Genomic DNA, 14350 nt, shown 5'->3' on the forward strand with positions numbered 1-14350 from the left:
ACTCAGTATCGCGTGAGACTCTCCACACGGTGGTTCGCGAGCTTCGCTCGGCCCCCGAGTGCTTCGAGTTCGATCATGACCCCGATGCCGACGACCCGCCCGCCGAGCGCCTCGACCAGCTTGGCCGTTGCCTCGGCGGTGCCCCCGGTGGCGAGGACGTCGTCGACGATCAGGATCGGTTCGTCGGGATGGATGGCGTCGCGGTGGATCTCGAGCTTGTCGCTGCCGTACTCGAGTTCGTACTCCTCCCGGGCGACCGCCCACGGCAGCTTGCCGGCCTTGCGGACCGGGACGAAGCCGGCCCGCAACCGGTAGGCGACCGGCGCGGCGAGGATGAACCCCCGCGACTCGATGCCGACCACGCGGCTGACCTCGACGTCGTGGAATCCGGTGACCAGATCGTCGACCGCACGCCCGAACGCTGCGGCGTCACCCAGCAGCGGGGTGATGTCGCGGAACGTCACCCCCGGCTGGGGGTAGTCGGCGATCGGACGGATGTGGTCGCGAACCCAGGTCGCGTCGAGTGCCATGTCCTGAGGTTACCGGCGGCGCCAACCTCCGATAACGACGGTGCTACCTGCGCTTCTTCTTGCGCGGCCGCGGCTGGTGCTTCAGCGCCGACTGCGCCTCCTTGGCGGTCGGCGAATCCGGCGTCGTGCCGACACTCGCCGGCTCGGCGGCATCGGCCGACTCGTCGGTGACGTCGTCGCCACGGGCGGTCGCCGCCGCAGCGCGGGTCCGGCGGCTGCCGATGTCGCCCCGCACGACCATGTCGCGCAGCGCCTCGCCGACGGCGGGCGGCACGTTGCGGCCCTCCCACGCCGAGCTGTTCGCCTTGAGCAGGCCGAGCAACGGCACGGCGATGAAGATCGACGAGTAGGCACCGACGGCCATACCGATGAGGAGTGCGAGGGCGAACTCGGAGAGGGTCGCCTGCCCGAACACGCCGGCACCGATGATCAGCAGCGACAGCACCGGCACGATCGACGAGATGCTCGTGTTGAGTGAGCGCATCAGCACCTGGTTCATCGACACGTTCAAAACGTCGGCGTACGGCGGCTTCTGTGCGGCGAACCGAGCCTCGTTCTCGCGCACACGGTCGAACACGACGACCGTGTCGTAGAGCGAGTAGCCGAGGATCGTCAGGAAGGCGATCACCGTGGGCGGCGTGACGATGAACTGGAACAGGGAGTAGATGCCGACGGCGACGACTACGTCGTGGAGCATGGCCACGATCGCGGCGACCGCCATCCGCCACTCGAAGCGGAACGACAGATAGATCGCGACGAGGATCACGAAGATCACGAGGGCGCGGACGGCGCTCTCGGTCACCTCGGCGCCCCACGACGCACTCACGAGACTGACGTTGACCTCGTCGACGTCGACCCCGGCGGCGTCGGCGAACTGCTGGCGCAGCTCGGCGCCGACCTCGGCCGGCTGATCGCCGACCTGCACCTTGACGAACTCGGTCGAGTCGGAGCTGCGCTCCTGGAGGCGTGCGCCTTCGGTGCTCAGACCGTTGTCGGCCAGGACGTCCTCCGCGTCGTCGATCGTGAAGCCGTTGGTGGCCGGCACGTCCCACGACACACCGCCGGCGAAGTCGATACCGAGGTTGAGGCCTTGGATCGACAGCGAGGCGATGGAGATGACGATCAGGAGCAGTGAGGCGCCGAAGCCCCATTTGCGACGACCGATGAAGTCGATCGCCGTCTGACCGTTGACCGCCCGACCGAGTGCGGTCGGCGAGATGGCGACGGGATTGGGTGCTGTATCGCTCATGCCGGCACCCCCACCGGAGCGGTGACGCCCGTGGCGGCGCGTCCGTTGTTCGCGAACCGTGACCGCGAGAAGAGCAGCACGGCGGGTCGGATGAAGAACCAGCACACGATCAGGTCGCAGATCGTCGTGATGCCGACGTACAGGGCGAAGCCCTTGACCGAGCCGACGCTGAGCCAGAACAGGATCAGCGCCGACATCAGACCGATGAAGTTGGCGGCGAGGATCGTCTTCCACGTCGCATCGAAGCTGCGTGGTGCGGCGTTGGCGAGCGAGCGGCCCTGACGGGTCTCGTCGCGGAGCCGCTCGAACAGCACGATGTAGGTGTCGACCGTGATACCGATCGACACGATCACGCCGGTGGCACCGGCGAGCGTGAACGCGTAGTTCGTGGCCTGCGACACGTACGTCGCCAGCAGGTACACCGTCGCCGCCCACACGACGAGACCGGCGACGATCACGACGGCGAGTCGGCGGTAGTAGACGGTCATGTAGACGAGGGTGAGGGCCACACCGATGAGTCCGGAGATGATCGCTGCGTTGAGGGCGTCCTGACCGGCGGTCGGCGAGACGGTCTCGACACGCTCCTGCACCATCTGGATCGGGAAGGCGCCACGGTTCAGCACGTCGGCCAGCGACCGGGCCTCGTCCTCGGTGAACGAACCGGAGATCTGCACCGATCCGGGGAAGTTCGGCGTCTGCACGACCGGGGCCGACTGGATGACGTCGTCGAGCACGATCGCGAGCTGTGTCGTGGGGCACGCGGCGGTGCCGTTGTAGCACTGCGTCGCCAAAGCGTTCCACTGGTTCTGGCCCGTGTTGCTCAGGTCGACGGCCACGACCCAACGACCCTGGACGAGATCGACGCCGGCGCTCTTGCGCACGAACACCTCACCGGTGGCGTCGGACGGGCCGACGATGCAGGTGCCGCCGTCGAGGGTCGGCAGCGCACTCTGGCCGGCCGCCTCGTCGGGGGTGCCGCCGGCGCAGGTCAGCACCGGACGCAGCGACACGATGCCCGATACCGAGACCGCCTCGAGCGCCTCGGCCTGATCGCGCACGCCCGGCAGGTCGACGATCACGTTCGCGCCTTCGACACGGACGTCGGGTTCGGCGATGCCGGTCGACTCCAGCTGGTCGCGGACCAGGTCGCGGACGAACGACAGGTCTTCACCGGTCGCATCCTCGGTGTCGGGCGCCAGGATGACGCTGACGCCGCCTTCGAGGTCGAGGCCGAGCGCCGGGTGTTCGTCGCGTGCGATGTTCACGACGAGCAGCGCTCCCACGACACCGACGAAGATCAGCATCGACGCCCAGAGGCGTTTGGGGTTCACGACTCGTCCGAGTCGTCCGACTTCGCGTCGGCCTTCGCCTCGGCGTCGGCCACCTTGGCGGCAGCAGCCTCGTCCTCGGCATTGGTGTCGACCTTGCGCGACACGGCGGCACGGGCGATCCGGACCTGGACGTCGTCGTCGACTTCGAGCCAGAACCGGTCGGGGCCGTCCTCACCGGTGATGAAGCCGTAGATGCCGGCCGTCGTGATGACCTCGTCACCGACGCCGACCGAGGACTGCAGCTCGGCGGCCTCCTTCATGCGCTTCCGCTGCGGGCGGATCAGCAGGAAGTACATGATCAGACCGATCACGAGGAACGGGATCAGGCTGACGAGGATGTTCGGCGAGCTCTCTTCGGAACTCGCGAGGAGGAAGGCAAGATGCATAGCGGCGAGCAATGCTAACGCCCGACCGGCCCGAAGTGCCGGACGGCGGCGGTCGCGTCGTCGGCGTCAGCCCCAGACGGCGAGCACGTCACGGCGCAGATCCTGGAACGTGCCGTCGATGATCGCCGCCCGCATCTGCTCGAGGAGGCGCAGCGTCCAGGCCACGTTGTGCAGGCTGACCAGGCGCGATGCGGTCGGCTCACCGACCTTGAAGAGGTGACGGATGTACCCGCGCGAGTGACGCGCACAGACCGAGCACGTGCACGACACGTCGATCGGCTCGTCGCTGAGGGCGAACTCCTGGCGCTTCAGATTGACCCGACCCTCGCTCGTGAGTGCGGTGCCGTGGCGCCCGAGGCGGGTCTGCATCACACAGTCGAACTGGTCGACGCCGAGGTTGACGGCCTCCACGATGGACGCGGGATCACCGACCCCCATCAGGTAGCGAGGACGATTCGTGGGCAGGTGCTCGATGGCGGCCGCCAGCGCCGGGATCATCTCGTCGCGGGTCTCCCCGACCGACAAGCCGCCGATGCCGTAGCCGTCGAACTCGAGCGCAGCGGTCCGTTCGGCCGATTCGGCGCGCATCACCTCGCTGACACCGCCCTGCACGATGCCGAACAGTGCCTGGTCGGGGCGGGTGTGATGATCACGGGCCCGCTTCGCCCAGGCGTTCGTGCGCTCGAGTGCCAGGCGGATCACCTCGGGCGGACTCGGCAGCGGCGGGCACACGTCGAGCACCATCTGGATGTCGGCGCCGAGCAGCTGCTGGGTCTCGACCGCCTTCTCCGGCGTGAAGCGGTGCTTCGTGCCGTCGTAGGTCGACGCGAACGTGACCCCCTCGTCGTCGACGTCGGGTTCGAGCGAGAACACCTGGAAACCGCCCGAGTCGGTGAGCGTGAGGCCACTCCACCCGGCGAACTTCGCCAGCCCACCGAAGTGGGCGACGGTGTCGGCGCCGGGCCGCATCATCAGGTGATACGTGTTGCCCAGCACGATCTGCGCACCCAGCGCGTCGTAGTCATCGGCGCTCAGGTACTTGATCGCACCACGCGTACCGACCGGCATGAACAGCGGCGTCGTGTAGCTGCCGTTCGCCGTCGTGGCGGTGCCGGCACGGGCCGTCCCGTCGCTCGCCGTGGTCTCGAACTCGACAACATGCACGTCGAACGATCCTACGGTCGGTTGATGTCAGACATGAACCGACCCGACCGGGGACTGCAATGACCGTCCACCTGGTCGGTTCATGTCTGACATCAACCGACGTATCAGGCGTGGCGGTCGAGCAGCATGGCGTCGCCGAAGCTGAGGAACCGGTAGTCGTGCTCGAGCGCCTCGTCGTAGAGCGAGCGCCAGCGGTCGCCGACGAAGGCGTGGATCATCATCAACAGCGTCGTCTTCGGCAGGTGGAAGTTGGTCATCAACACGTCGACGAGCTGCCAGTCGTAGTCGCCGTGGATGAAGATGTCGGTGCGGCCTTCGAGTTCGCCCCGGGTCGCCGCCGATTCCAGCGCCCGCACGCTGGTGGTCCCCACACACACCACGCGTCCGCCGGCTGCCCGTGTGGCCAGGCACCGGTCCATCGTCTGCGGCGGCACCCGGTACCGCTCGGTGTGCATCCGGTGCTCGGTGGGGTCGTCCTCCATCACTGGACGGAAGGTGTCGAGCCCGACGACGAGCTCGACCTTCGCCGTCTCGACGCCGCGTTCTGCCAACCGGTCGAGCAACTCGGACGTGAAGTGGAGTCCGGCCGTCGGCGCCGCTGCGGAACCGGGCTCGCGGGCGTACACCGTCTGGTAGCGGTCGGGGTCGCCGAGCCGTTCGGTGATGTACGGCGGGAGCGGCATCTCGCCGTGGTCGGCCAGCACGTCGAGCGAGTCGATCGATCCGAGCACCGTGACCGTGAACGTGTCGCCGGCTTCGGTTCGCTCCCCCATCTCGACGACCGGTGTCCCGTCGGGGGCGAGCAGCTGCTCCCCCGGCTTCAACTTGCGAGCGGGACGCACCATTGCCTCCCACACCCGGCGTTCGCCGTCGAGCGGTTCGAGCATCAGGACCTCGGCCTTGCCGCCGGTCGCCCGTTGCACCGAGAGGCGCGCCGGGATGACCTTCGTCTCGTTCACGACGAGCAGGTCGCCCGGTCGCAGGATCTCCGGGAGATCGCGGACCCGTCGGTGGTCGGGTGCGTCGCTCCCCCGGTCGACCAGGAGCCGTGCAGCGTCGCGCGGCTCGATCGGCGTCTGGGCGATGCGCTCGTCGGGGAGGTCATAGTCGAAGTCGCTCAGCAACATGGCCGGACCAGGCTACGGCTGCCACGTTTCGGACGGGGCTCGCTGTGGGAAGATCGAGCCATGGCTTCCCGTTCCGTTCCCGTTCCCTGCGACGACGCCGGCTCGATGCCGCTGCATGTCTGGGTCCCCGAGGGCGGCTCGGGTCCGGGCATCCTCCTGATCCAGGAGATCTTCGGTGTCGGCCCGTACATCCGGTCGGTCGCCCAGCGCCTCGTCGACGCCGGTTACGTCGTCGGCGCCCCCGAGGTCTTCTGGCGGTTCGCGCCGGGTTGGGAGGCGTCCCACGACCAGGCCGGCCTCGAGGCGTCGGTCGCCAAGGCCGGCGAACTGAACCCGGCCACGGCCGCCACCGACTGCGCCCGAGCGTTCGCCGCGTTGGAAGAACTCGACGAGGTGGTCGGCACGCCCGGCGTCATGGGGTTCTGCCTCGGCGGCACGCTCGCCTGGTCGGTCGCCGCCGGCGCTCAGCCGGCCGTGTGCGTCAGCTACTACGGCTCGGGCGTGCCCCAGATGCTCGACCAGGTCGACAACGTGTCGTGCCCGACCCTGTTCCACTTCGGCAACGCCGACGCCTACACCCCGAACGAGGGCGTCGACGCCCTGAACGCCGCCATCGACGGGCGGGACAACTTCGTGCTCAACGTCGAGAACGCCGGCCACGCCTTCGACAACCACGAGTCGGAGATGTTCTACGACGAATCGGCCGCCAACGCCGCCTGGGCCAAGACGATGGCGTTCCTCGGCACCCACCTCCCCGCCTGACACGGATGGGGTCAGACCCCATCCGTGGAATCTTTCGGGGGGTCGGCGGGTATTCATGTGCATGACGCTCACGCTGTCCGACGGCCCGCTCACCTCGTCCGGCCCTGCCGACGTCAACTACGCGATCGATGGTCCTCGCCACCGCATCCTGTTCGGCACCTTCCCCCGCCGCGTCCGAGCCGTGTTCGACGGCAAGGTCGTCGTCGACACCCGGCGGGGTCGCCTCCTGCACGAGTCGAACCTGCTCCCGGCGCTCTACGTACCGATCGACGATGTCGACACCTCGCTGCTTCGGCGCACCGATCACACCACCCACTGCCCGTTCAAGGGTGACGCCTCGTACTGGTCGATCGTCACCGACGACCGCACAGCGGAGAACGCCGTGTGGGGATACGAGGAGCCGATGGAGGGCGCCGAGTGGCTCGCCGGTCACGTCGCCTTCTACTGGGACCGCCTCGACGCCTGGTTCGACGAGGACGAGCAGGTGCACGGGCACCTCCGCGACCCGTACCACCGTGTCGACGTCCGCCGTTCGAGCGCCCACGTCGTGGTGCGCCGCGGCGACCAGGTGCTCGCCGAGAGTCGTCGACCGATGATCGTGTCCGAGACCGGTCTTCCCAACCGTTGGTATCTGCCGATGGCCGACGTCAGCGCACCGCTCGCCTCGTCGACCACGACCACCCATTGTCCCTACAAGGGCGACTCGACGTACTACGGCCTCCCCGATCAGCCCGACGTCGCATGGGGCTATCACGAGCCGCACGACGACACGACCCGCATCGCCGGTCACGTCTGCTTCCTCGCCGACGGCATCACCACCGACGTCGACGGCCGGCCCGCCTGAGGTCGAGACCTCAGCCGTCGAAGAGGCCGGGTTGGCCGGGGCGGGGCGTGGGTTGGGCCAGGCCGAGGTGGTGGTAGGCCGCCGGCATCGCGACTCGGCCGCGTGGAGTGCGGGCGATCATGCCCTGCTGGATCAGGAACGGCTCGTAGACGTCCTCGACGGTGTCGGGCTGCTCGCCGACACTGATCGCCACCGTCGACAGGCCGACCGGCCCACCGTTGAACTGCTCACACATCGCCGACAGGATCGCCCGGTCGACCTTGTCGAGCCCGAGGTCGTCGACGCCGAACAGCCGCAGCCCTTCGCGGGCGATCTCGGCGGTGATCGAACCGTCGTGTCGCACCTCGGCGAAGTCGCGCACCCGGCGCAGCAGACGGTTCGCGATACGGGGCGTGCCGCGCGAGCGACGAGCGATCTCCCATGCGCCCTCGTCGTCGACGATCACGTCGAGGATGCCCGACGCACGGGTGACGATCGCCTGCAGCTCCTCGTCGTCGTAGTAGTCGAGTCGGGCGACGAGCCCGAACCGGTCGCGGAGCGGCCCGGTGATCATGCCCGTCCGGGTGGTGGCACCGACCAGGGTGAACGGCGGCATGGTGAGCCGGATGCTCGACGCCGCCGGGCCCTTGCCGACGACGATGTCGAGCTGGAAATCCTCCATCGCCGGATAGAGGATCTCTTCGACGGCTCGCGACAGGCGGTGGATCTCGTCGACGAAGAGGACGTCGCCCTCCTCGAGCTTGGTCAGGATCGCAGCGAGGTCGCCGGCACGCTCGAGCGCCGGCCCGGACGTCACGTGCAGATGCGACTGCATCTCGGTCGCGACGATGCCGGCCAGCGTCGTCTTGCCGAGGCCCGGAGGGCCGGCGAACAGCAGGTGGTCGACGGCCTGGCCGCGCTTGCGAGCCGCCTCGAGCACGATCGAGAGGTGCTCCTTCAGCTCGCGCTGGCCGACGAACTCGTCGAGCGCTCGCGGGCGGAGCCCGGCCTCGACCGACTCCTCGACCTCCGAACTCACGCCCGGGTCGGTGAACTCGTCACGCACGTCGTGCCCCCAACGCCTTGAGGGCGTCACGCAGGAGGTCGGCGGCATCGTCGGCGGGTGGCAGTTCGCGCAACGTGTCACGGATCTCGTTCTCGCCATAGCCCAGCCCGGCCAAGGCTTCGCGTACGTCGGCGACGGCGCTGCTGCCGCCGTCACCCGAGCCGCCGACGCCGTCGAGCACCGGGACGCTGAGCTTCGACTTCAGTTCGACGAGCAGCCGTTCGGCGGTCTTCTTGCCGACGCCCGGCACGAGTGTGAAGGCTGCGACGTCCTGGTCGGCCACGATGTCGACCAACGCCGTCGGCGGGTGGGTCGCGATGATGGCCATCCCGAGCGCCGGCCCGACGTTGTGCACCCCGATCAGGGTCTGGAACGTCGTGCGCTCGTCGCGCGTCAGGAAGCCGTACAGCTGCTGGTCGGCCTCACGGATGTGGTGGTGGATGTGCAGGAACGCCTGCGTGGACGGTTCGAGCTCGGCCAGGGCTCGTTGTGAGACGTGGACCACGTATCCGACGCCGCCGACCTCGATCAGGACCGAACCGTCGAGGTCGCGTTCGAGCACCTCGCCGCGCAGCGATCCGATCATCGGCCGACCCCTGCGGCGGCGACACGGCGGTGCAGCGGGGCGACGGCCAGGTGACACAGCGCGAGCGCTGCGGCGTCGGCGGCGTCGGCGGGCTTGGGCGGCTTGCTGAGCTTGAGGCGGGCCTGCACCATCTTGGCGACCTGTTCCTTTCCGGCGGCGCCGTACCCGGCGACCGCGTCCTTGACCTCGTTGGGGGTGTACTGCACGACGCCGCACCCGAACGCCGCTGCCTCACAGAGAGCGAGGCCGCTCGCCTGACCGACGCTCATGGCGGTTCGGACGTTGACCTGGAAGAAGACCCGTTCGACCGCGACGACGTCGGGTCGGAACTCGTGGAGCAGCTCGACGAGTTCGGCGCGCAGGGCGGCGAGACGGTACGGCAACTCGTCGGAGGCCGGCGTGCGGATGACCCCGAGCGAGATCGCCGTCGCCGCGCCGGGACCCTTGCCGTCGACCACGGCGTAACCGCACCGGGTCAGCCCCGGGTCGATCCCGAGGACGCGGATGGGTGCGAGCTGGCGACCGTTGGCGAACACAGGTTCGACTGTAGCAAGCAGCCGCGATGCAGCGGCGGCTTTCGCGTCAGCGGTGACCCGGTTCGGCGTCCCACTCGCTCCTGAGGCGAGCGAGTTCGTCGTCACTCCAGCCCGATTCGGCCGGCCCACGGCGCTCGGCGTCGTCGGGCACGTGCGTGTCGTGCGTGCGGGCGGGTTCGATCTCGATCCGCATGCCGGGCGAGAGTAGACACGCTCTGTGACAGGACGGTGACAGAACGACGCCGGTTCGACCACAGGATCATGACGATTCCCGAGACGCCGGCGGGGCGCCGAGCCACCAGCTCAGTGCGGCAGGTCGGTCACCCGTCCCCCGCTGCGCCAGTACTGATTGCCGCCGCCGATCGGCTCACGATCGAGAAAGCCTTCGTCGACCAAGTGGCGACGCAACGTCGACCAGTCGGCGAAGAACGGGAAGAGGATCTCGTTCACCTCGAGCTCGGTATATCGCCTGCCGAGGTCGAACTCGAGCGCCAACCGCTGCAACACGACGAGCTGCTTGGCTCGCTGTGACGGGAACTCCACGAGCGTCCGACCGGAGAAAAATCGCTCGAGCACCACCCGCTCGTCGTCGGTCATCCCGAACCCGATCGCCGGGTCCATCGGCACCTCGACCTCGGCCTGCTGCTGTGCGGCTTCGCGCAGCGCGTCGAGATCGAGTTCGTACCGTCCGTCGAGGTGACCGACCAGACCGGCGTTGCGCAGATCGCCGACACACACCAACACCTGCCGCGTGGGACGACCCGTCACCTCGGACAGCTCCTCGGTCGTCATCGGCCGTGCCGCCAACGCACCGGCGACGGCCAGCCGATCGTGGTCGAGCAACAGTGCGGCGATCGTCGTGGCCATCGCGCCAGTCAAGCAGCTCCGCTGACGACGCCGACCCCGCGTTCTGCCAGACTTCGCGCATGATTGCCGTCACCATCCTGTACCCGCGCACCGACGATTCGACCTTCGACATGGACTACTACACGAGCACCCACATGCCGATGCTCGCCGACGCCCTCGGCGACGCCTGCAAGGGCTGGGGCGCTGCAACCCTCGGCGACGGCAAGTACGCCGCCATGGGCTGGGCCACCGTCGACAGCCAGGACGCGTTCAACGCCGCCATGGCCGAGCACGGCGCCAAGATCATGGGCGACGTGCCGAACTACACCAACGTGCAGCCCGAACTGCTCGTCGGTGAGGTCGCCGGCGGCAGCCACTGACCTCACCGACCGAGTTCAGTCGCCGAACTTCACGAGGCCCTGGTCGATGACCACCCGGTCGTCGACCCGGGTCACGAACACCGCTTCGCCGTCACCGTTGATCCACATGTCGACGGTGAGCGCCTCACCGGGCAGCACCGGCGACGCGAAACGTCCCTCGATGTGACCGAACCGTGCCGGGTCGCTGCCGCACAGGGTGTGCAGCAGGGCCCGGCCGGTGAAGCCGTAGGTGCACAAGCCGTGCAGGATCGGCCGGTCGAACCCGCCCATTGCGGCGAACGCCGGATCGGAGTGCAGCGGGTTGCGGTCGCCCGACAGCCGGTACACGAGCGCCTGGTCGGGCGACGTCTGGTAGGTCACCGAGTGGTCGGGCGCTCGATCCGGCGGCACGTTCTGTGGGCCCGAGGGGCCACGATCGCCACCCCAGCCGCCCTCGCCGCGGATGAACGCCGAGCTGCGGGTGCTGAACAGCGGCTCGTCACCCATCGTCGCCTGCGACTCCGACACGACGACGGCGGCCTTGCCCTTGTCGTACATCGCGACGACCTGGCTCTGCAGGGTCGCCGTGCCCTCGACGGGCAGGGCACGGTGCAAGGTGACGGCCTGTTGACCGTGGACGAGCATCGCCGGGTTGAACGACCCGATGTTGCCCATCGCCGAGCCCTTGCCCCACCCGAGCACGACCGGGAAGGTCGGGAAGACCTGCTGGTCGACCCCGTTGGTGTTCTCGGTGGTGAACGCCAACTCGTCGGTGCCGGCGCCGATGCCGACGGCGTAGAGCAGGGCGTCCTTGCTGTTCCAGCTGATCTCGACCGGCTCACCCTTGGAGCCGACGGCATCGGGGTTCAACGGCATGTCACTGACCGCCCTTCGAGTTCGGTGCCTGCGGCGACTGCGGCGGGCCGCCCGGTTGTCCGTCCATACCCGAGTTGGCTCGGGCCTCGGCGAGCATGCTCTCGACGAGCACGCCCATACCGGTCGGGTCGTCGGTGGGTTCGACGCTCGGGCCGCGCACCCATCCCTCGGCGACGGCCAGGACCCGGCCGCTGGCCTCGAACACCCGGCCGGTGACGGCGGCCGATTCTTCCGATGCCAACCAGGTCACGATCGGGGCGATCCACCGTGGCGACATCGCCTCCTTGTCCTCGTCGCTCGCCTGCCCCATGCCCAGGTCTTCGGTCATGCGGGTCAGGGCGGCGGGGGCGATCGCGTTCACGGTCACGCCGTAGCGGGCGACCTCGAGTGCGGCGATGTTGGTGAACGATGCGATGCCGGCCTTGGCGGCGCCGTAGTTCGTCTGGCCGATGTTGCCGTAGATGCCCGACACCGAGGTCGTGTTGATCACACGACCACTCACCTCGTGCCCGGCCTTCGAACGGTCACGCCAGTAGGCGACGGCGTGGTGCGTCGGAGCGAACGTGCCCTTGAGGTGCACATTGATGACGGCATCCCACTCGGCCTCGGTCATGTTGGCGAGCATGCGGTCGCGCAGGATGCCGGCGTTGTTGACGACGACGTGCAGATCGCCGAACGCTTCGACCGCGGCGTCAACCATCCGCTTGGCGCCCTCGAAGTCGGCGACGTTCTCGCCGTTGGCGATCGCCTCGCCGCCCATCGCCTCGATCTCGTTGACGACCGACTGGGCCGGGCTGACGTCGCTGTCGCCCGTGCCGTCGCGTGCGCCACCCAGGTCGTTCACCACGACCTTGGCGCCGTGCGCGGCCAACATCAGGGCGTACTCACGCCCGATCCCTCGTCCGGCGCCGGTGATGATCGCCACCCGGCCTTCGCACAACTTCGCCATCGCTACCTCCATCGGTCGGGCGGGGCGTCGTCCCCGCAGTCGGCATCGTAGGGAGCGGCCCCGGCCGGGAACGAGCCGACGCCCGTAGCCTTGATCGACGATGAACGAGATGTCGGTCGGTGCTGCGGTGACGTGTGATGTCGTGGTCGTCGGGGCCGGACCCGCCGGCGCCGCGGCGGCCACCGAACTGGCCCGTGCGGGCCGCGACGTGATCGTCGTCGACAAGGCGACGTTCCCGCGCGACAAGTGCTGCGGCGACGGCCTGACCACCCTGGCGCTGCGCGAACTCGAGTCGCTCGGTTTCGACCCCGACCCGATCGAGGGATGGTTCGACGTCGACGCGGCGTGGTTGCGCTCGCCCGACGGCCGCGAGACCCGTGTCCCGCTCCCCGACCACGGCCGCTACGCCGCCGTGTGTCCCCGCCTCGAGCTCGACGACGCGCTCGTGGCGCTCGCCCGCTCCGCCGGCGCCCGCGTCCACGAGGGCGTGACCGTTCGTGACGTCGAGGTCCGCGACGACCGCACCGTCGTCTCGGTCGACGGCGCCGAGTACGACACGGTGCACGCCCGCTACGTCGTCGCCGCCGACGGCATGTGGAGCCCCGTGCGCAAGGCGCTCGGGCTCGGCATCGACGGGTACCGCGGCGAATGGCACGCCTTCCGCCAGTACGTCGACAACGTGACCGGTCCCGCCGCCGAACGCCTGATGGTCTGGTTCGAACCCGATCTCCTCCCCGGCTACGCGTGGTCGTTCCCGCTGCCCGGCAACCGGGCGAACATCGGGTTCGGCGTCCTCCGCGACGGCGACCGCAAGGTCCGCGACATGGCCGCACTCTGGCGCGACCTGCTGCAGCGTCCCCACGTGGTCGAAGCGCTCGGCCCCGACGCCGAGCTCGAAGGGCGACACACCGCATGGCCGATCCCCGCCCGTATCGACGAGGTCCCGCTCTCGTCCGAACGGGTGCTGTTCGTCGGCGACGCCGCAGCCGCGACCGACGTGATGACGGGCGAAGGCATCGGCCAGGCCCTCCTCACCGGCCGACTCGCTGCCGAAGCGATCCTCCTCGGCGGCGCCCGCCAGCCTCGGTTCGTCGCCGAGGAGTACGAGGCGCTGGTGCGACAGGAACTGTTCGCCGACCATCGGATGGCGAAGCGGCTCGGTTCGGTGCTCGCCCATCGCCGCGGCGCCGAGGTCGCGCTCCGAGTGGTCGAACGCAGCGGCACGTGGGGGCGGCGCAACTTCGCACGCTGGATGTTCGAGGACGAGCCGCGAGCGATCGCACTGACGCCGAGCCGTTGGCACCGGGGCCTGCTGGGCCGCCCGGGCGCATACGCCGCCTGAGGCCGCCGCCGCTCAGACCTGGGGTGGCTTGCGGTGGTGGCGCTCGGTGACCGGTTCGAGCGTCGGCAGCGCCGGACTGCCGACTTCGACGTCACCGACCTGCACACCGATCCCGTCACGATCGACGTCGTCGGGATCGCTCGACGCCTCGACCGTCACCGGCTTGTCGTCCTTCTTCGGCCCCTCGACGATGTCGGCGACCGCGAACATCGCACCCGCCATGGCGGCACCGGCGAGGCCGCCCTTGCGCTTGCCCGCCTCGATCGCGTACCGACGGGCGTCCGCGAGCTCCTGCTCGTGAGCGGCCATCCGCTCGTCGTAGCCGGGTTCGGGCAACGCCCGATCGGCCGCCCCCGCCGCCGCGTCGGCGTCGGGGGCGTCGTTCGAATCGGGCTGCTCGGCCATGCGACCAGCGTAG

18 protein-coding genes are annotated in these 14350 nt (G+C 69.1%); 4 read left to right on the forward strand and 14 right to left on the reverse strand.

The window, feature by feature from the left end:
* Positions 1 to 2 precede the first annotated feature (2 nt).
* The 6 genes from BDK89_RS10700 to queA form a co-directional block, all read right to left on the reverse strand.
* Entirely contained in the window at positions 3 to 530 is a 528-nt protein-coding gene (locus tag BDK89_RS10700) for an adenine phosphoribosyltransferase (protein ID WP_133868937.1), read from the reverse strand.
* A gap of 43 nt (positions 531 to 573) precedes the next feature.
* Positions 574 to 1779: a protein translocase subunit SecF gene (gene secF, locus BDK89_RS10705; protein WP_133868938.1), complete on the reverse strand. Its 1206-nt coding sequence runs from the start codon at positions 1777 to 1779 to the stop codon at positions 574 to 576.
* Complete coding sequence (gene secD, locus BDK89_RS10710) at positions 1776 to 3110, reverse strand: protein translocase subunit SecD (protein WP_133868939.1); 1335 nt, start codon at positions 3108 to 3110, stop codon at positions 1776 to 1778. Before secD ends, secF begins: the two co-directional genes overlap by 4 nt.
* The gene (gene yajC / locus BDK89_RS10715) at positions 3107 to 3496 is read right to left on the reverse strand and encodes a preprotein translocase subunit YajC (protein ID WP_133868940.1); all 390 of its coding nucleotides are present in this window, start codon (positions 3494 to 3496) and stop codon (positions 3107 to 3109) included. Before yajC ends, secD begins: the two co-directional genes overlap by 4 nt.
* Positions 3497 to 3562: 66 nt before the next feature.
* Positions 3563 to 4660 carry a tRNA guanosine(34) transglycosylase Tgt gene (gene tgt / locus BDK89_RS10720; RefSeq protein WP_133868941.1) on the reverse strand — a complete coding sequence of 366 codons (1098 nt, stop codon included), beginning with the start codon at positions 4658 to 4660 and terminating at the stop codon, positions 3563 to 3565.
* Positions 4661 to 4764: 104 nt separating this feature from the next.
* A complete protein-coding gene (gene queA, locus BDK89_RS10725) occupies positions 4765 to 5787 on the reverse strand; it encodes a tRNA preQ1(34) S-adenosylmethionine ribosyltransferase-isomerase QueA (protein WP_133868942.1) in 1023 nt (340 codons plus the stop codon).
* A 60-nt stretch (positions 5788 to 5847) separates the two neighbouring features.
* Between queA and BDK89_RS10730 the strand changes: the two genes are divergently transcribed.
* Positions 5848 to 6549 (forward strand): dienelactone hydrolase family protein, encoded by a 702-nt coding sequence (locus BDK89_RS10730; RefSeq protein WP_208294035.1) that lies wholly within the window; start codon positions 5848 to 5850, stop codon positions 6547 to 6549.
* A gap of 61 nt (positions 6550 to 6610) precedes the next feature.
* Positions 6611 to 7393, forward strand: a complete 783-nt coding sequence (locus tag BDK89_RS10735) for a DUF427 domain-containing protein (RefSeq protein WP_133868943.1) — start codon at positions 6611 to 6613, stop codon at positions 7391 to 7393.
* A 10-nt stretch (positions 7394 to 7403) separates the two neighbouring features.
* Here the strand turns inward: BDK89_RS10735 and ruvB are convergent, their stop codons facing one another.
* The 5 genes from ruvB to BDK89_RS10755 all read right to left on the reverse strand — a co-directional run bounded on the left by ruvB (position 7404) and on the right by BDK89_RS10755 (position 10427).
* The gene (gene ruvB, locus BDK89_RS10740; protein WP_133868944.1) at positions 7404 to 8486 is read right to left on the reverse strand and encodes a Holliday junction branch migration DNA helicase RuvB; all 1083 of its coding nucleotides are present in this window, start codon (positions 8484 to 8486) and stop codon (positions 7404 to 7406) included.
* Positions 8431 to 9024 (reverse strand): Holliday junction branch migration protein RuvA, encoded by a 594-nt coding sequence (gene ruvA / locus BDK89_RS10745; protein ID WP_208294036.1) that lies wholly within the window; start codon positions 9022 to 9024, stop codon positions 8431 to 8433. The genes ruvB and ruvA overlap by 56 nt, the downstream gene beginning before the upstream one ends.
* Complete coding sequence (gene ruvC, locus BDK89_RS10750; RefSeq protein ID WP_243839146.1) at positions 9021 to 9560, reverse strand: crossover junction endodeoxyribonuclease RuvC; 540 nt, start codon at positions 9558 to 9560, stop codon at positions 9021 to 9023. Before ruvC ends, ruvA begins: the two co-directional genes overlap by 4 nt.
* Positions 9561 to 9606: 46 nt before the next feature.
* Positions 9607 to 9753 (reverse strand): hypothetical protein, encoded by a 147-nt coding sequence (locus BDK89_RS21765; RefSeq protein ID WP_166657517.1) that lies wholly within the window; start codon positions 9751 to 9753, stop codon positions 9607 to 9609.
* A 110-nt stretch (positions 9754 to 9863) separates the two neighbouring features.
* Entirely contained in the window at positions 9864 to 10427 is a 564-nt protein-coding gene (locus tag BDK89_RS10755; protein WP_133868946.1) for a DUF2087 domain-containing protein, read from the reverse strand.
* Between the two features lie 59 nt (positions 10428 to 10486).
* Here BDK89_RS10755 and BDK89_RS10760 point away from each other — a divergent pair, with 59 nt between their 5' ends.
* Positions 10487 to 10786: an EthD family reductase gene (locus tag BDK89_RS10760; RefSeq protein WP_133868947.1), complete on the forward strand. Its 300-nt coding sequence runs from the start codon at positions 10487 to 10489 to the stop codon at positions 10784 to 10786.
* Between the two features lie 15 nt (positions 10787 to 10801).
* On the opposite strand, the gene BDK89_RS10765 is transcribed toward BDK89_RS10760, so the two are convergent.
* Together BDK89_RS10765 and BDK89_RS10770 are read right to left on the reverse strand one after the other, a co-directional pair.
* A complete protein-coding gene (locus BDK89_RS10765) occupies positions 10802 to 11641 on the reverse strand; it encodes a MaoC family dehydratase (RefSeq protein WP_133868948.1) in 840 nt (279 codons plus the stop codon).
* Between the two features lies 1 nt (position 11642).
* The gene (locus tag BDK89_RS10770; protein WP_133868949.1) at positions 11643 to 12590 is read right to left on the reverse strand and encodes an SDR family oxidoreductase; all 948 of its coding nucleotides are present in this window, start codon (positions 12588 to 12590) and stop codon (positions 11643 to 11645) included.
* A 100-nt stretch (positions 12591 to 12690) separates the two neighbouring features.
* On the opposite strand from BDK89_RS10770, the gene BDK89_RS10775 reads away from it, so the two are divergent.
* A complete protein-coding gene (locus tag BDK89_RS10775) occupies positions 12691 to 13932 on the forward strand; it encodes an NAD(P)/FAD-dependent oxidoreductase (protein ID WP_133868950.1) in 1242 nt (413 codons plus the stop codon).
* Between the two features lie 12 nt (positions 13933 to 13944).
* On the opposite strand, the gene BDK89_RS10780 is transcribed toward BDK89_RS10775, so the two are convergent.
* The gene (locus tag BDK89_RS10780) at positions 13945 to 14337 is read right to left on the reverse strand and encodes a hypothetical protein (protein ID WP_133868951.1); all 393 of its coding nucleotides are present in this window, start codon (positions 14335 to 14337) and stop codon (positions 13945 to 13947) included.
* Between the last annotated feature and the right edge of the window lie 13 nt (positions 14338 to 14350).

The sequence above is a fragment of the Ilumatobacter fluminis genome (assembly GCF_004364865.1).
In the GTDB taxonomy this organism is placed as follows: domain Bacteria; phylum Actinomycetota; class Acidimicrobiia; order Acidimicrobiales; family Ilumatobacteraceae; genus Ilumatobacter; species Ilumatobacter fluminis.